General features: G+C 47.1%; 12 protein-coding genes. 8 read left to right on the top strand and 4 right to left on the bottom strand.

Annotated elements, in window-relative coordinates:
• Positions 1 to 41: 41 nt before the first annotated feature.
• Positions 42 to 1,013 carry a terpene synthase family protein gene (locus tag ABQ275_RS14540; protein ID WP_349313867.1) on the top strand — a complete coding sequence of 324 codons (972 nt, stop codon included), beginning with the start codon at positions 42 to 44 and terminating at the stop codon, positions 1,011 to 1,013.
• Between the two features lie 68 nt (positions 1,014 to 1,081).
• Here the strand turns inward: ABQ275_RS14540 and ABQ275_RS14535 are convergent, their stop codons facing one another.
• Entirely contained in the window at positions 1,082 to 2,125 is a 1,044-nt protein-coding gene (locus ABQ275_RS14535) for a hypothetical protein (RefSeq protein ID WP_349313866.1), read from the bottom strand.
• Between the two features lie 11 nt (positions 2,126 to 2,136).
• The gene (locus ABQ275_RS14530) at positions 2,137 to 2,844 is read right to left on the bottom strand and encodes a TMEM175 family protein (RefSeq protein WP_349313865.1); all 708 of its coding nucleotides are present in this window, start codon (positions 2,842 to 2,844) and stop codon (positions 2,137 to 2,139) included.
• A gap of 193 nt (positions 2,845 to 3,037) precedes the next feature.
• Between ABQ275_RS14530 and ABQ275_RS14525 the strand changes: the two genes are divergently transcribed.
• From ABQ275_RS14525 to ABQ275_RS14510, 4 genes are read left to right on the top strand one after another with little or no spacing between them, the layout of a single operon-like run.
• On the top strand, positions 3,038 to 4,384 hold the full coding sequence (locus tag ABQ275_RS14525; protein ID WP_349313864.1) for a TolC family protein: 1,347 nt from the start codon (positions 3,038 to 3,040) through the stop codon (positions 4,382 to 4,384).
• Between the two features lie 53 nt (positions 4,385 to 4,437).
• The gene (locus ABQ275_RS14520) at positions 4,438 to 5,568 is read left to right on the top strand and encodes an efflux RND transporter periplasmic adaptor subunit (protein WP_349313863.1); all 1,131 of its coding nucleotides are present in this window, start codon (positions 4,438 to 4,440) and stop codon (positions 5,566 to 5,568) included.
• A 22-nt stretch (positions 5,569 to 5,590) separates the two neighbouring features.
• On the top strand, positions 5,591 to 8,764 hold the full coding sequence (locus tag ABQ275_RS14515) for a multidrug efflux RND transporter permease subunit (protein WP_349313862.1): 3,174 nt from the start codon (positions 5,591 to 5,593) through the stop codon (positions 8,762 to 8,764).
• A gap of 16 nt (positions 8,765 to 8,780) precedes the next feature.
• Positions 8,781 to 9,533: a class I SAM-dependent methyltransferase gene (locus ABQ275_RS14510; protein ID WP_349313861.1), complete on the top strand. Its 753-nt coding sequence runs from the start codon at positions 8,781 to 8,783 to the stop codon at positions 9,531 to 9,533.
• Between the two features lie 146 nt (positions 9,534 to 9,679).
• On the opposite strand, the gene ABQ275_RS14505 is transcribed toward ABQ275_RS14510, so the two are convergent.
• Both ABQ275_RS14505 and ABQ275_RS14500 read right to left on the bottom strand, forming a co-directional pair.
• Positions 9,680 to 12,604, bottom strand: coding sequence for an FAD-linked oxidase C-terminal domain-containing protein (locus ABQ275_RS14505; RefSeq protein WP_349313860.1), 2,925 nt, complete (start codon positions 12,602 to 12,604; stop codon positions 9,680 to 9,682).
• An 80-nt stretch (positions 12,605 to 12,684) separates the two neighbouring features.
• Positions 12,685 to 13,581, bottom strand: coding sequence for a DUF72 domain-containing protein (locus tag ABQ275_RS14500; RefSeq protein WP_349313859.1), 897 nt, complete (start codon positions 13,579 to 13,581; stop codon positions 12,685 to 12,687).
• Positions 13,582 to 13,763: 182 nt separating this feature from the next.
• Between ABQ275_RS14500 and ABQ275_RS14495 the strand changes: the two genes are divergently transcribed.
• Genes ABQ275_RS14495 through ABQ275_RS14485 form a run of 3 tightly spaced genes read left to right on the top strand, consistent with a single transcriptional unit; the run spans position 13,764 to position 17,970 of the window.
• Positions 13,764 to 15,179, top strand: a complete 1,416-nt coding sequence (locus ABQ275_RS14495; protein ID WP_349313858.1) for a glycogen synthase — start codon at positions 13,764 to 13,766, stop codon at positions 15,177 to 15,179.
• 36 nt (positions 15,180 to 15,215) lie between these two features.
• Positions 15,216 to 16,487: a glucose-1-phosphate adenylyltransferase gene (locus tag ABQ275_RS14490; RefSeq protein WP_349313857.1), complete on the top strand. Its 1,272-nt coding sequence runs from the start codon at positions 15,216 to 15,218 to the stop codon at positions 16,485 to 16,487.
• 13 nt (positions 16,488 to 16,500) lie between these two features.
• Positions 16,501 to 17,970, top strand: coding sequence for a glycoside hydrolase family 130 protein (locus ABQ275_RS14485; RefSeq protein WP_349313856.1), 1,470 nt, complete (start codon positions 16,501 to 16,503; stop codon positions 17,968 to 17,970).
• Positions 17,971 to 17,993 lie beyond the last annotated feature (23 nt).

Below are 17,993 nucleotides of genomic sequence, written 5' to 3'. Positions count from 1 at the left end.
TTTTATAACCCGAATAGTTAACTATTAAATCCACAAACAACATGACAACGATCCTGTTCCCCCGGATCCAGTATCCGTTTCCTTCCCGTATCAATCATCATGTACAGGAAGCCCAGCAACATATTACCGATTGGGTAAATCATTACAGGCTCCTTACCACAGAAAAAGCGGTGACGCGTTTTAGCAAAGCCCGCTTTGCATGGCTTGCTGCCAGAGCGTTTCCGGATGCTGCCCTCGATGAACTTTGCCTGATAGCCGATTTTAATACCTGGCTGTTCATCCTGGATGATCAATGCGACGAAGCTGCTGCCGGTAGAAAATCTGCCTACCTGAAAAGTATTATGGCAGGATTGATGGACATCCTGCATTACAACAAACACGTTACACCCAAAGACGGAGGACCACTGCCTTCAGCACTGAGCAGCATATGGGAGCGTATGCGCGCTATCAGCAGCCCCGCCTGGCGCCTGCGTTTTATTCGCAGCATGGAAGATTATTTCAATTCCTGCCTGTGGGAAGCAGAAAACAGGGAAGCCGGTATCGTGCCCACCGTAGCGGATTACGTACGCATGCGCCCTTTTACCGGTGCGCTCTTCGCAGATGTGGAAGCGATCGATATCATAGAAAAAATCTACCTCCCGGAGGAAATGCTGCAACATGCACTCCTCAAGCGGATGGTGCTGGCCTGTAACAATATTGTTTGCTGGGCCAACGACCTGTTCTCCTGTAATAAAGAAGCACGACAGGGTGATGTACACAACCTCGTGCTGGTATTACAGCACGCCAATAAATCTACCCTGCAACAGGCTGTAGATGAGGCGGCACGCATGCACAATGAGGAAGTAGCGATATTCGTAGCATTGGAAAAACTGCTGCCACTCAGCAGTACAGAAAAAGATTATGAATTGCTGCGCTATGTGGCCGTACTACATTCCTGGATCACCGGCAATTTTGATTGGAGTCTCCATGATACCGGAAGATATAATGTAGCCGTGAAAGAGTACCAAGATTAAAGGATTAAAAGATTAACCGGATGGGCGTTTTATTGTTTAAATTTTTAAACAACAAAACGCCCATCCGGTTAATCTTTTTTATTCCTGGTAATCCTGGTCATGCGTTCGATCCTGCTCCCGATCCACCAGAACGAGAGCGCCAGAATAGTAAAGAAAATGCCTTTGTTGGTACGATCCCACAGGTATTCGAAATACCGGGTGTATAGATCGAGTAGTAGAAAGATGACACCAAGATCCCGTAATAAATTATCTTTTGTCCGGATACCAAGCAACAGCACCGCGATACATTGTGCACTGTAAACAAACACCCACAGCAGCAGGTGAACCTGCCGTAGGTCCTGCCATTCCTGCCAGGTACCGCAGTTGCCGAAAATAGAAATGAGCCAGCCGGAAATCATCAGCAACAGCCAGCCACCACTCCAGGTAATATCTTTCACCGGTTGATAGATGTGGGTACGGCGTGCTGCCCATCCCAGCAAAATCATTACAGCACTCAGCAAAACCATCCGGCAGGGGAGGTTCATGCCAAGGAAATAGGCGCTGTTATCCGTGAGGTAGTATGTCAGCTTTACATAGGCAGGAATCAGGCAGAGCAGTGTAGCCACCCATAATAAACGTGATTGTAACGTGAGTGATAGTACGCCGTAAATGAGAGTTGCCAGCAACCAGAATGCACCGTAGTTGCCATCAAAATAGTTGACACTTTTACCCAGGTATACTACGGTAACGCCTGTACTCAGTACCGGCAGCAGCCAGAACAATTCGCGGTTCAATGAAAAAACGGGTTGTCCTTTTTTTCTGCGCCAGCCCTGGTAGCAGAGGAAGATGGTGACTGCTCCGAAAAGCAGGGAAATCACGCTATCTGTAAGCGATAGCTTTTTGCGGATGATCTCAATCCATTTTTCATCCAGTACGAGCGAGCCAAAGGCCATCAGGCCGCAGGAAATTGCTGCAATGAAAATATACAGGGTGATGGTTTGCCAGTCGGCGCTTCTGATTGTGTAAGTCTTGTGCAGCCCGGTTGCCTGTTCTTCGCTGATAAGACCGGCCCCCTGCCATTCAGTAATGGCATTGCGCAACAACTGCGCATCTCTTTTATCTACTTCCATCATAGCACTACGTTTCAACTGGTTTTATCAATATGGACGAGGCGAAGGGTGTTACGCCTTTTTATGCGGAGGCGGAAATGGTTGAATAATACCAGTGCCGGCAATAAGAAATAACTCAACCGCTGCATCATGGCATTTTCCGGAAAGATGAAATATACCATGGCAATACAGGTGAAGCCGGTGGCCATCGTCAGAAAATTATATTTATACCGCTGATAAAGCAGCTCTTTTTCAGTTTGATAACCCGGAATGGTGAGGGAGGGTCTGCGCTGGAAGAGGTAATAGCTGATCCAGAATAAGCCTGCCAAACAACCAGCCAGGTTGCAGCAATACAGGAATAACGGTAACATAAAATGAGCCGTCAGATGCATCATGGCCGAAGTAGTGAAAGGAAAAGACACTATAAAGAACAGGAAGAAAAGATTGCGCCTGATAAACCCTTCGTCATAATGCTGCAAAAAACGGCACAACTGCACATGACGAAGCCAGAAGTTACCAATAAATATAAAGCTCGCCGCAAAAGTAAGAAATGCAAAGAGCATGGGTTTCATCAACGTATAATATCCATCGGGAGGTAGGTGATCAGGGATGTTGGGTAATCTGATCTCAATAATAAGCAGCGTTATCGCAATGGCAAATACAGCATCGCTGAATAACACCACCCGCTCCAGTTCAAATTCGCGGTGTATCAGTTTGGGTTCCTTGATGACAGACATTGACATAATAAAAACGTATAGCTTTTCAGCAATATACAAAAAGCTGTGTTATGCAACCAGCTTTTGGCTCCTGCGGCGGAGCTTCCGCCTGGATTCCTCACCTTGCCATTTTCTTTGAAAGCTGATAGCTTTCTGCAACATTTTCACTGTTCTATTGTTAAGTACATATCAATCATCATATACTTTCAAAGTAATAAGTATGCGTTGTCGCCTTATTTTGTTTACAATCGTTTTAATATCAGGAATACCAGCCGCTTACGGGCAATCGGATACTACCCAGTCAGGAAACTATGCATTTAACCTGGCAGACTGCATACAATTTGGTTTGGCCCACCACCATGATATCGTAAACGCTAACCTGGATATTCAGTTCTCACAGGAACAGGTTAAAGAAGCTACCGGCAAGCTGCTGCCACATGCGGACATCAACGCCAGCTTCAATGATAACCTGAAACTGGCCACCTCCCTCATTCCCGATATTGCCAACGGGAACTATGACCAGAAAATTCCTGTTCAGTTCGGAACCAAATTTTCCTCCAGCGTATCCGGTCAGGTGAATCAGACCGTTTTCAACAGCGATTATTTCCTGGGACTGAAAGCCGCCAGGGTATATAGCGGCCTGGCTACAAAATCGTATACCCGTACTGAAATCGATACCCGTGTTGCCATTTCCAAAGCTTATTATGCCGTATTAACCAACCAGGAAAGTATCCGGCTCTCCAAAGCGAATGTAGAACAGCTGAAGAAAACATTAGCAGATACAAAGGCCCGGTACGACGCCGGGGTAGCAGAAAGGGTAGATGTAGACAGGATCAGCGTTTCTTATAATAATGTAGTGACACAGATAGAAAATCAGATCAGGTTGCTCGTATATACCATGCAGTTATTGAAGTTTCAGATGGGCATGCCCCAGGAAAGTAACCTGGAACTAAAGGAAACCGTGAACGACCTGAGTGTGGAATCCTTTATTACAGATACGCTCAACTACCAGGTACAGGACCGTATTGAATACAGCATTCAAAATACACAGATTGCCCTGAACGAGCTGAGTTTGAAAAGCAAGAAGCTGGGTTATCTGCCATCACTATCTGCTTTCCTGAATTATGGGTATAATTATTTTTCGACAGATTTCGGGGACCTCTATAAAACCGGCTACGGCGCCTCCGTACTGGGGCTCACCTTTACCTGGCCCATCTTTACCGGTACCGAAAGGTTACACCAGATCCAGCAGAACAGGATCACACTGGAAAAATCCAGGAATGACCTGGATTATCTGTCTCAACAAATAAAACTGGAAGTACAGGCTGCCAATACCTCCTACGAAAACAACAAGGCGTTGTTTGTAACACAAAAAACGAACATGACCCTCACCCAGGGCATCTATGATCGTATTGTACTCAAATTTGAACAGGGCGTAGCCACCAGCCTGGACGTTATTTCAGCAGAAAGCGAGCTTACACAGGCCCGGACAGACTACGTAAATGCCATGTTGAACACATTGATCAGCAAAACAGACCTGGATAAAGCAATGGGAAAGATCAAATAGTATTTATATATCATCATAAACTGGTAATCCGTAATTCGTAATTATTTCTCTATATGGACTTGAAAATAAAAAGCACCCTACTGGTTTCTGCCATTTTCTGTGGCGCTTGTGGCGGCGGGAAGCAGCAACAGGCGGGGATGATGGGCGGGCGAATGAAAGCTACCGTGGTAGCTGCAGAAGTGGTGGCCACCTCCTATACGGTAGCAGATAATTTTCCCGGTACATTGGTAGCACATGATGTTGTGGAGATAAGGGCAGATGTTACCGGCTTCCTCGAAGCAATCAAAGCAAAAGATGGCAGCCTTGTAAAAAAAGGTCAGCCGCTCTATGAGATAGATAGAAGCCGCTATACGGCTGCATACGGACAGGTAGCAGCTTCTCAGCAACAGGCAGAAGCAGACCTTGCCCAGCGGGAGAAGGATTATGAAAGATATAAAAGCCTGCTGGAGCATGATGCTATCTCCAAACAAACGGTAGACCAGGCATATACGGCCATGCTAACATCCAAAGCCAACCTGGCGGCGGCGAAAGCCTCCGTGGCAAGGGCCGGTACCGATGTAAACCACGCTATCCTGCGTGCACCCGTAACCGGTAGGATCGGTATCGCACAGATTAAAGTAGGCGATATCGTAAATGCTGGTCAGACTGTCATCAATAATATTGTGAACGAGCATCCCATGTTTGCCGATTTTGATGTGCCACAGGCAAGTCTGCCTCATTTTATCCAGGTAGAAAAGGGAAAGGGAAGTGAAAAATTCTTTCTCCGGTTTACCAGCGGTGAAAGTTATCCGGAAGAAGGAAAAATCATGACCATTAATAATATGGTAGATCAGCAAACCGGTACTATCAAGGTGCGCCTGGTTTTTCAGAACAAGGACGGCTTGCTGAAATCCGGTATGAGCTGCGTGGTAGTGATGCAATACACCACACCCGAAACGCAGTTGGCCATTCCTACCAAAGCTATTATTCAGAACCTGTCCGAAACCAGTGTGTATATAGTGACAAAAGACAATGTAGTCAAACCCGTGGACATTACACCCGGTGCTGTAACGGATACCCTGACGCTGGTGACTGGTGGTCTTCAGGCGGGCGACCGGTTAGTGGTGGAAGGATTACAGAAGATCAAGCCCGGAGATACGGTTAATATAGCCGGTGCCGGCGGACCAGTAACAGGTAAACAATAAAATCCTAAATCGCCATCACAGTATGATCTCGAAAACATTTATAGAGCGCAAGAATACTACGATCGTAATTGCTATCATTATTGTGATTGTAGGGCTGATATGTATGTTTAACCTGCCCATTGCGCAGTTACCCGATATAGCCCCACCCGTTACAGATGTCAGAGCCAGTTACGTAGGGGCCAACTCCACCACGGTAGAAGAAACGGTAACAACGCCGATAGAAAACCAGGTAAATGGTACGCCCGGCGCCATGTACATACAGTCTGTAAGTGCCAATGATGGCTCTATGAGCATCACCGTTACCTTTAACCTGGGAACCGATCCGGATATTGCTACCCTGGATGTACAAAACCGTGTAAGCCTGGCGCTGCCCAGCACACCCGATGAAGTACGGCGTGTAGGGGTAACCGTTAAGAAGCGGTCTAATGATATGTTGATGGTGATTGCACTCAACTCTCCCCACGAAAAGCATAGCCGTGAATTCCTGGACAACTACATTAATATCTATCTCAAACCAGAATTGGCCCGTTTGAGCGGAGTAGGAGATGTGAACGCTTTTTCGCAGGATTACAGCATGCGTATCTGGCTGAATCCCGATAAGATGGCTGCACTCGGATTGACAGCCGGCGATATAGCCCAGGCCATTTCAGAGCAGAACCAGCAGGTGCCTGCGGGTAGTATTGGCGCGGCGCCAATGTCCCATCACCAGGCTTTTGAATATACGGTGAGTGTGAAAGGCCGCCTGGCCACCTCGGAGGAATTTGGCAATATAGTGGTAGCCGTTAGTAAGAATGGCGGACTGGTGCGCCTCAGGGATGTGGCGCGTATTACCCTGGGCTCCTTTACATATGCTATTGATGCCAAGGCTGATGGTAAAACCGGTAGCGGGATGGCTATTTACCTGGCTCCCGGCGCCAATGCCCTCGATGTGAATGATAATGTGATGAAAAAGATGGAAGAACTATCCAAATCTTTTCCTGATGATGTAAAATGGCTGGTACCTTTTGAAACTACCTCTTTCGTAAAAATTTCCATCAACGAAGTTATTCATACTTTCCTGGAAGCAATGGCGCTGGTAGTGTTCGTTGTATTTATTTTCCTGCAAAACTGGCGCGCAACGCTGATCCCGATCCTTGTTATCCCTATATCATTGATTGGTACGCTGATCTTCTTTGAGCTGCTTGGATTCTCTATTAATACCCTGACCCTCTTTGGTTTTGTACTTGCTATCGGTATTGTGGTGGATGATGCCATTGTGGTGGTGGAGGCCGTCCAGCATCATATTGATGCGGACCTCATGTCTCCGCGAGAGGCCACTTACAAGGCTATGTCGGAAGTACAGGCACCTGTTATTGCCATTGCCTTGATCCTGGCGGCAGTGTTTGTACCGGTGGCATTTATACCGGGTGTGAGCGGAAGACTGTATCAGCAATTTGCACTGACTATCGCCTTCTCAGTATTAATATCGGCTTTCCTGGCGCTTACATTTACACCTGCGCTGACAGCCGTTTTGCTGAGGCCGGCGCACCTGACCAAAAAATCCCATGGCATCAATAAGTTCTTTTTTAAATTCAATGAATGGTTTGAGAGGGTGACCAACCGCTACGGAAAGGCCGTAATGTTATGTATTCGCCGAACCCCGGTGATCATTATAGGGCTGCTGATCTTGTTGGCTATCACCTTTTTCCTCTTTATAAAAACACCTACCACTTTTGTTCCGCAGGAAGATATGGGCGCCATGTTCATTGCACTGGAGCTGCCGGAGGCCTCTTCTTCTCAAAGAACGAAGGAAGTAGTAAAGGAGGTGAGTAATATCCTGCTGAAGGATAGTGCTGTCAGTCACTTTTTTGGGATTACAGGTATCAACTTCGTGGCCAACGCCACGAAACCCAACTCGGGTACTTTTTTCGTGAGCCTGAAACCCTGGGATACACGGTATGCTGTTGGAGACGATATTAATACGGTGCTGGGCCGTATCCAGGGGGCTGCGAGCCATATTATCGGCGCAACTATTATTTGTATTCCGGCGCCTACCCTCCGTGGGTTGGGCACTTCCGGTGGTTTTTCTTTCATTATGGAACAGAAAAGCAATCCTGATGTAAAAGAATTTGTGAAGGTAATGGGACAATTCCTCGCTGCTGCCAATCAGCGGCCGGAGATAGCGCGGGCATATGCTTTTTTTAGTGCCAATACCCCGCAGTTCAATGTGGAAGTAGACCGTGATAAATGTAAGCAGCTGGGTGTAGCCGTCAGCGATGTGTTTGGTGCGCTGCAAACTTTCCTGGGTGGCCTGTATGTAAATGATTTCACCAAATTCAGCCGCAGTTTCCGCGTGGTATTACAGGCAGATTCGCTGTACCGTACCAGTATCAATAACCTGAATACTTACTATGTGCGGAATAATACCGGAAGTATGGTGCCGCTCAGCGCACTTATTACCACTTCGAAAGGGGCCGGTGCACCGGTGATCAATCACTTTAACCTCTATCGTTCCGTGGAAATTGATGGCGATAGCAGGGCAGGCTACAGTAGTGGAGATGCTATCAATGCATTGAAAGAAGTAGCTGCGCAGACACTGCCCGACAATTTCGGTTATGAGTGGGCCAACGTTTCCTTGCAGGAAATTCAGGCAGGTAACAGCAGTCTGTTGATTTTCAGTTTGTCGATCCTGTTTGTATTCCTGTTGCTGACCGCATTATACGAAAGCTGGTCTATACCATTTTCAGTACTGCTGGCGGTGCCTGTTGCCTTGTTTGGTTCTATCCTCGCGCTCACGCTGACCAAGCAGACGAATAGTGTGTATTCTCAAATAGGTCTTATTACACTGATTGGTCTGGCCGCTAAAAATGCCATCCTGATTGTGGAATTTTGTAAGGAACGTGTAGATAGAGGGATGCCATTACTGGAAGCAACACTGGAAGCGGTGAAGCTGCGTTTACGGCCTATTCTCATGACTTCTTTTGCCTTTATCCTCGGGGTAGTTCCCTTGTGCCTGGCAAAAGGCGCCGGGGCAGCATCGCGTCTTAATATAGGCTTTACCGTAGTGGGCGGTATGCTGGCTGCTACGCTGCTGGGCATTTTCACCGTACCGGTGTTATATGTCCTGATTACAAAAATAGCCTATGGTAAAAAGAAACTGGCTGACCTGGAAGCACATGGTAATGAAGAGAAGAAGCCACACGGTTTAGGAGAATAGTCTATCTTCATTAGCTATGAAAAATACAGAACGCTTCAGCACACGCGTAGATAACTATGTAAAATATCGGCCGCATTATCCGGCGGCCGTTATCCCTTACCTGGCGAAGGAAGCAGGCTTGTCGCGCCAGTCAGTTGTGGCAGATATCGGTGCCGGTACCGGCATCTCTGCACAGCCGTTTCTCGACAACGGTAATAAAGTATTCGCAGTAGAACCCAACCTGGAAATGCGGGAGATGTCCGAAAAATTACTACAGCGATACCACAACTTCACCGCTATAACAGGCACGGCTGAACGTACCACTTTGCCGGATGCTTCTATAGACCTGATAGTAGCCGGCACCGCCTTCCACTGGTTCGACCAGGAAGCTGCCCGCACCGAATTTCACCGCATTGCCCGTAAAGATGCATATGTAGTACTGATGTGGAATGTAAGGCGGTCGGAACTGGCATTTGAAAAGGAATATGAAAAACTCCTGCATCAATATGGCAACGATTATAAAGATATGCAGCATAGAAACGTAGGCGCGTCAACGTTATCCTCATTTTTTACACCCGGCACCTTTCGCGAAGCATCTTTTCAGAATGCACAAAACTTTGATTTTCCTGCGCTGAAAGGAAGAATGCTTTCTTCTTCCTACATACCCGAAAAAGACCACCCCTCCTACATCCCCATGATAAAAGCTTTGGAAGATCTGTTTGGAAAATACCAGGAACAAGGAATGATAAAATTCCATTATGAAACAAGGGTCTATCTAGGGCAGGTTTGAATTTACGGATTTACGAATTTTTTGATTTTGAGATTTGGCGGATGGAATAAATTTCAAAATCAAAAAATTCCGAAATTTAAAATTCCGTAAATATTTATTCCATCCGCCAAATCTCAAAATCAAAAAATTCGTAAATCCGTAAATATTTAGATCAGGCTATTATATAGTATTTCCACCGGATGCAGTGCCTTTACGCCGGTGCCATCTTTTACCTGGTGGCGGCAGCTGGTTCCGGGCGCGGCTATGATAGTACCAGTGGCAGCATTGCGCACGGCAGGGAAGAGTACCAGTTCACCGATTTGCATGCTCAGGTCATAGTGTTCTTTCTCGTATCCAAATGAACCAGCCATTCCACAGCAGCCGGAAGGAATTACTTCTACCGTATAATTTTGTGGTAAAGACAGCATTTGTTTGCTGAATAAGGCAGATGATAATGCTTTCTGCTGGCAATGCCCGTGCAGTTTGATATGTTGTTTGTCTGTTGTAAAATGTGCGGCAGTGATGTTGCCTTTCTCTGCTTCCTGCGCAATAAATTCATCTATCAGGAACACATTTTTGGCGAGCGCCTTTGCATCTGCGCGTAACCCTTCGCTTACAAGATCGGGGTATTCATCGCGGAAACTGAGTATGCTGGAAGGTTCCACGCCCAGTAACGGAACATTTTCATTAATAACGCTACTGAATATACGAACATTCTTTTCTGCAATGCCGCGTGCTTTGCGCAATAGTCCTTTGGACATATAAGCGCGGGCGCTTTCAGGGTGTTCTACCATCTTCACCTCATAACCCAGTCTGTGCAGGAGTTGTACCGCTTTGATACCGATAGTGGTATCGTTGTAGTTGGTAAACTCATCACAAAAAAGATACACAGGTTTGTTACCGGTTGCTGCTTTCTTTTCCTGCGGCCATTTGTTGTTGAACCACCTGCGTAAGGTAGTGCTGTACATGCCGGGCAGGGAGCGTTTCGGCGCAAAGCCGGATATTTTGCGGATGATACCGCCTGTGAGTTTATTGTTGATCAGTACATTATAAATGTCGGGTGCAATAGCTGCCAGGGCTGAAAGTTTGGAGTAGTTGCCAATCAGTGTAGACCGGAAGGGAACACCATTGGCATCATAATAATGCTGGAGGAATTCCATCTTCAGTTTGGCCATATCCACGTTGGAAGGGCATTCCGACTTACATCCCTTGCAGGCGAGACAGAGGTCCAGCACCTCGTAAATTTCTTTATGGTCGAAACGGTTCTCTTTATTGGAATGCGTCAGGAACTCGCGCAGGATGTTGGCGCGTGCGCGGGTGGTATCTTTTTCATTGCGGGTAGCCATGTAGCTGGGGCACATGGTACCGCCGCTGAGCTGCGTTTTACGGCAGTCGCCGGAGCCGTTGCACTGTTCTGCATGTTGCAGAATGGTTTGTTCCGGGAAATGAAAAATGGTTTTGAATTCCGGTGTTTTTTGTCCGGGTTCATACCGCAGCATGCTGTTCATGGAAGGCGTATCCACGATCTTGTTGGGGTTGAAAATATTCTCAGGGTCCCAGGTATATTTGATGTGCCGCAGCAGTTCATAGTTTTTTTCGCCGATCATCTGTTTGATGAATTCGCCGCGTAAGCGGCCATCACCATGTTCTCCACTCAGGGAGCCGTGGTATTTTTTCACCAGTGTGGCAATCTCTTCTGCAATGGTTCTGAACAGCTGGTTACCTTCTTCCGTTTTCAGGTTGATGATAGGGCGCAGGTGTATTTCACCACTGCCTGCGTGCGCATAGTGAACGGCGTGGAGGTTGTATTTATGCAGGATGTCGTTGAAGTCGCGGATAAAAGCAGGGAGGTCTTCCACGGCTACGGCGGTATCTTCAATAACGGGAACGGCCTTTTCATCGCCGGGCAGGTTGCTGAGCAGGCCCAGACCGGCTTTGCGCAATGCCCAGATCTTTTTGCTGTCGTTGCCAAAGAGGAGGGGGAAATGGTATCCCAGCCCTGCCGCGCGCAGCGTGGCTTCCAGGCGTCCGGCTATTTCCACGATCTCTTCCCGGGTATTGCGGCAAAACTCTATCACGAGAATGGCGCCGGGATCTCCCTGTACAAAAAAACGGTTTTTGCTTTGCTCAATATTATCCTTGGTACATTCCAGGATAAAGTGGTCCATCAGCTCACTTGCGCTGGGCTTGAATCCCATGGCCAGTATATTGGCCCGCAGTGATTCATCGATACTATTGAAATGGATACACAGCAATCCTACTTCCTTTGGTGGCAGCGGGCTGATATGTAATTTGATCTCTGTTAAAAATGCCAGGGTTCCTTCCGAACCTGCTATCAGCTTACAGAAGTTAAAGTCTTCCATACCGGCAGTGAAGGGGGCGGTATCCAGCAGCATATCTACGGCGTAGCCGGTATTGCGGCGGGGAATGCTCTTTTTTGGAAATTCCCGGCGGATCTCATCCTGGTTGCTATGATTGCTCAGGGTGGTGCGGATTTGTTTGTAGATGCGTGTTTCCAGGGTATCCGGTCCTTCGCATTTACGGTGAAAGGCTTCTGCATCCAGTGTGTTGAACGTTACTTCTTCGCCATTGCTGAGGATGGCTTTCACTTCCATCAGGTGTTCGCGGGTGCTGCCATATACCACGCTGTTGGAGCCGCAGGAGTTGTTACCCACCATACCGCCTATCATGGCGCGGTTGGCGGTAGATGTTTCCGGGCCGAAATAAAAGCCATATGGTTTCAGGAACAGGTTCAGCTCATCGCGGATCACGCCCGGCTGTACACGTACCCAGTTTTCTTCCGTATTTAATTCCAGTATTTTGGTAAAGGTGCGGGATACATCTGTGATGATACCGTTGCCAACTACCTGTCCGGCCAGCGAAGTGCCTGCTGTACGGGGGATCAGGGAGGTTTTGTTGGCGCGTGCAAAACGGATCAGTGTTTTAAGGTCAGCAATATGTTCAGGAATAGCTACTGCCAGGGGCATCTCCCGGTATGCCGACGCATCGGTGGCATAAAGTGTCCGCATGGTATCGTCTGTATAAAGCGTGCCTTCCAGTTCCTTGGCCAATTGCTCTAGCTTGTCGCGCATGATAATATTCCTGTTTGAGAACGCAAAATTAATACATCAGTCCGGCTTTTTCATCCCTTGTAATGTATTCGTCAAAAAAATCACGAATCCTTTACAAATTGAGGCTTTTTTACCTGTAGCCCACAAACCGCGTCCAGCTTGTCTATGAGGTAGGCTGCCAGGTCGGGCGACAAGGCTTCGTCGTGCATATGCATAAAAAAATACACCTCTTTTAACCCGTTATCCAGCCAATACCGGATGCGGTTGGCCCAGTCATCGATACGGGTATAGTCAGACGGGTGTAAACTGTTTCCTACAAAACGGATGAATATTTTAGAGATGGTGAGGTGCATATGCGCGCAATCCCTTCTGCCGGCGGTATCGGTAATAATGGCGCCTATACCCAGGCTGCGCAGTTTTTCAAAAAGTTCCAGCCGTATAGCCTCGTCTTCATACCATTGCGGATGGCGTACTTCGAGGAAAAACTGCAAATCAACCGGCAGCGACGCCAGGTATGCATACAGGTTTTCCCTTTTTGCCGGCCCATATCTATCACTCAGTTGTAAGAAGATAGGACCGAGGTGGTCCCCGAATGCCAGCACACCATCCAGGAAAGCAGTCGTTTGCGGACCCGCACTGATCAGGTTACTGAAATGACTGATAGACTGTGGTACTTTGGGACAAAATTTAAAATCCATCCCGCTGGCGTGGCTATCCCATTTTGAAATAGTATCCGGTCCGTAGATCCGGTAATGGGTAGCATTCAGCTCTATACTATTAAAATGATGCACATATTCCGCCAGGAAATCCGCTTCCTTAATGCCTTTGGGATAGATCTTGCCAATCCATTCCTTGCGGCCCCATTTGGCGCAGCCCAGGTAGGCTACCGGTTTTTTTACCGGTTTCCCTTTCAATACTTTCTTGTTAAACAAAGGTTCAGGAGGTAGCTTAAAATCTATCTCCTCCAGTTCTGCGGGAGTTACGCGGCCAAAATCCATAAGAGAAGGTTTTAGTAGCTGCTGTTGTGTAGCAGCTGTAAAATCAGATGACAACCTGTAAACAAATATAAGAAATGCAAAAGGTTAAATGCTTTATGTCATCAGCTAAAATAAAATCTTGTTAAACCCTTTGTTTTGTTATTTTTCCAAGGTAACTTAAGATGGCATATCAATTATTTAGCATGGAGATATTACACATCAGCGCGGAATGTTATCCGGTAGCAAAAGTAGGTGGACTAGGAGATGTTGTCGGAGCATTGCCCAAATACCAGCATCAGCTGGGTAGTATCGCCAAAGTGGTGGTTCCTGCTTACAGAACAAAATATTATGATACCCATGAATTTGATGTAGTACATCAGGCTGGCATGTGGCTGGGACATGATTGGTATCATTTCAATGTGTTGAAGGAGCGCAGTAATGAACTGGGCTTCGACCTGTACCTGGTAGATATTCCCGGTTTGCTGGATACGCCCGGCGTATATGGCTACCCCAATGATACAGAACGTTTCCTTGCTTTTCAGATTGCTGTACTGGACTGGGTCAACGAATGGCAGCACCAGCCTGATGTGATCCATTGTCATGACCATCATACGGGCCTGATTCCGTTCCTGATGAGTTACGGCTATAAATATCCCCGGCTGAAAGAAGTACCTTCGGTACTCACTATTCATAATGCACAATACCAGGGCCAGTTTGGCTGGGATAAACTATACCTGATCCCGTCTTTCGACCTGTGGAAATCCGGTTTGCTGGACTGGCGCGGGGCTATTAACCCGCTGGCTGCGGCTATCAAATGCGCCTGGCGTGTCACAACTGTTTCTCCGGGTTATCTCGAAGAATTGTACAGCGCGGCAAATGGCCTGGAAAGTCTGATCAGCCAGGAGCGCCAGAAGACGGTAGGCATTCTCAACGGGATAGACACGCTCGTATGGGATCCGGCCACCGACCCTATGCTCACCCTTAATTATAATGAAGACACGCTGGAAAAAGGTAAAGAGGAAAACAAACAGGCGCTCTGCGAGCGTTTCGGCCTGGATACCGCTTTACCCCTGATCTCCTTTATAGGCAGGCTGGTAGGTGAGAAGGGCGCAGACCTTTTGCCGGAAATCATTGACCGTTCCCTGCATGAACTTCCCGGCGAAGTTAATTTCCTGGTACTGGGAAGCGGCGATCCGCATGTGGAGTGGTCTTTACAGCAAACAAGGGAAGAAGTAAGTTATGGATTCAACGTGCACATCGGATATAACGAAGCATTATCCCATCAGATCTATGCCGGCAGCGACTTTCTGCTCATGCCCTCCCGTGTGGAGCCATGTGGGCTGAACCAGTTGTATGCCCTGCGTTATGGTACCATCCCCATGGTACGCAGTACCGGCGGATTAAAAGATACCGTCATCGATTTTGGTGATAAAGACGGTGTTGGCATCCGCTTTAACCAGGCGGGTGTATGGGATGCCTGTTATTCTGTAAAAAGAGCCATTGAATTATACAACGATGCGAAGCATCTCCGGGAAATACGTTTGAGAGGGATGCATATTGATCACTCCTGGAGTAGCTCGGCACAGCATTATCTGGACGTATATAGCAGTTTGAAATAGGCAGTCAATTCATTTATAATCTCTAATTTCCGCTTTATGACTAACGATGTAATATCCATTATTCTCGGAGGTGGGGCTGGCACCCGTTTGTATCCCCTTACCCGCAGGCGCTCAAAACCTGCAGTGCCATTGGCCGGTAAATACAGGCTGGTGGATATTCCCATCTCCAATTGTCTGAATGCTGATTTGAACCGCATTTTTGTATTGACTCAATTCAATTCCGCTTCGCTAAACAAGCATATCAAGAACACTTATCATTTCAGCAACTTTGATAAAGGGTTTGTAGATATCCTGGCGGCGGAGCAAACACCCGATAACCCCACCTGGTACCAGGGTACGGCAGATGCCGTGCGACAATGCCTGCACCACATGGATAATTTCGAATTTAAATATGTGCTGATTCTGTCTGGTGACCAATTGTACCAGATGGATTTTCAGAAGATGATCCAGCATCATATTAATACCGGCGCGGAAATTTCTATCGCCACCATCCCTGTATCTGCAAAAGATGCGTCTGATTTCGGTATTCTGAAAACCGATGAAAATGAAGCCATTGTTTCTTTTACAGAAAAGCCTTCCCAGGAGCTGTTGCCGCCATGGGCATCGGAAGTAAGTGAGGAGATGAAAGCAGAAGGCCGTATTTACCTGGCCAGCATGGGCATCTACATCTTTACCAGGGAAGTATTATTTGAAATGCTGAAGGAACAGGCTGATGCCGCCGATTTCGGTAAACAGCTGATCCCGTATGCCATTGAAGCTAAAAGTAAGATCTTCAGCTACCAGTACGAAGGCTATTGGACAGATATCGGAAATATCGAATCCTTTTTTGAAGCGAATATCGGGCTGACAGATGACCTGCCTTTATTTAACCTTTTTGAGAAATCCCAGACGATCTTTACCAGGGCCAGAATGCTGCCACCGGCAAAAATTTCCGGTACCATGGAGAAAACAATGATCGCCGATGGTTGTATTATAATGGCCAACCGCCTGGAAAGATGCGTGGTGGGTATCCGCACGCGTATCGGCCAGGGCACGGTGATTTCTAACGCTTATATCATGGGGAGTGATTACTATCAAACCCTCGATGAGCTGAATAAAGCCAAGGAAGAAGGTCGCCCGCCTATGGGCATCGGAGAAGACTGCGTCATTAATAATGCTATTATCGATAAGAACTGCAGCATTGGAAATGGCGTACAAATAAATGGCGGAAAACACCTTCCGGACGGAGACTACGAAAAATATACCGTAAAAGACGGCATCGTTGTTGTTAAAAAAGGAGTGATCTTACAGGACGGATTTAGTATCTAACAAAACGATAAACATGCGATTGTCAATTGAGCGGAAAACCACCAAGATCTATCCCGATCTTAAAAGGGTGGTGGCGCGATTTTTTTTTAACGGAGAAGCCAGGGCGAAATCTATTATCCAGCACGTTGCTGCTATGAGTGATGCGGAGGTGGATATAACGATAACGCCTATACTAAGAGAGTTCTCCAGGCGTCACAGGAATATTACCCGCATCTTTGAAAAGCATGCCGACAGAATTAAACACCTGTTTGCCGCCGTGCAGGTTAATTATGATGAGTTACCACTGAAAAGAAGATTGCTCACCGGCTCTTATTTCACCAACGAGTATTCTATTGAATCAGCCGCTTTCTTTAATCCGTCATTGATTGAAGATGTGGACCAGAGCGGTTTGGAAGAAGGAGAGAAGCGTGTGATCATGAGCTTCCGGGCAGTAGGGGAAGGACATATTTCTTCCATTGCTTTCCGGAGTGGACTGATCAACAAGAACAACCAGATAAGCCTGGACTCTCCCGGTAACTATGTGGATGAAGCGGAAGTGATCCGTAATTCCATGTACAAGAAGAGCTCCTTTTTTCAGAATGCCGTTTCCATAAAACTGCCTGATTCAGTGATGCAGGAGGTGCAAAGCAGTCTTTCCGACGAGTTTGAATACCTGGCACTGAAAAAGGTGATCAGGGAAATGCAGCAGCGGTACCAGGTAGATAACCTCCTGAAAAAGGCCCTGGAAAGGTTGTTGTGGCTGGCAGATTCTTACTATGAACTGAACTTTTCACTGGATACGGATATCTCTGACCGGGTGATCTTTCCCTACTCCGATGCAGAAAGCCGGGGAATTGAAGACGCCCGTTTCGTAAAGTATACCCATGAAAACGGAAGTATCAGCTATTACGCTACCTACACCGCCTTCGACGGGGTTACGATCCAGCCTAAACTGCTGCAAACAAAAGATTTCTACAACTTCAAGATCATGCCGCTCTACGGAGAAGGCGCCCAGAACAAGAACCTGGCGCTGTTTCCCCGCAAAATCAATGGCAAATACGTGATGATTTCCCGGATAGATGGTATTAACGGGTATATCATGTATTCCGATAAGATCAACATTTGGGAGAACCCGCAGATCCTGCAAACCCCTAAATATCCATGGGAATTTGTACAGGTAGGCAATTGCGGCTCACCTATTGAAACATCAGAAGGATGGCTGGTTATCACCCACGGCGTAGGCCCTATGCGTACTTACTGCATCGGCGCCAGCCTGCTGGACCTGGAAAACCCCGGTATGGAAATCGGTCGTTTGAAAGAACCACTACTGATGCCCAATAAAGATGAAAGGGAAGGATATGTACCCAATGTATTGTATTCCTGCGGCTCCATGATCCATAACGATGAACTGATCATCCCTTATGGCCTGTCTGACTACGCATCGGGCTTTGCAACCGTAAACCTCGAGAAACTGCTGACACAGATAAAGGCGGACGGAATATAAAGATTTAGGGATTTTTTGATTTA

Source organism: Chitinophaga sp. MM2321, from assembly GCF_964033635.1.
Taxonomy (GTDB): domain Bacteria; phylum Bacteroidota; class Bacteroidia; order Chitinophagales; family Chitinophagaceae; genus Chitinophaga.
The sequence above is the reverse complement of the archived record's forward strand: the minus strand, read 5'-3'. Positions and strand labels throughout refer to the sequence as shown.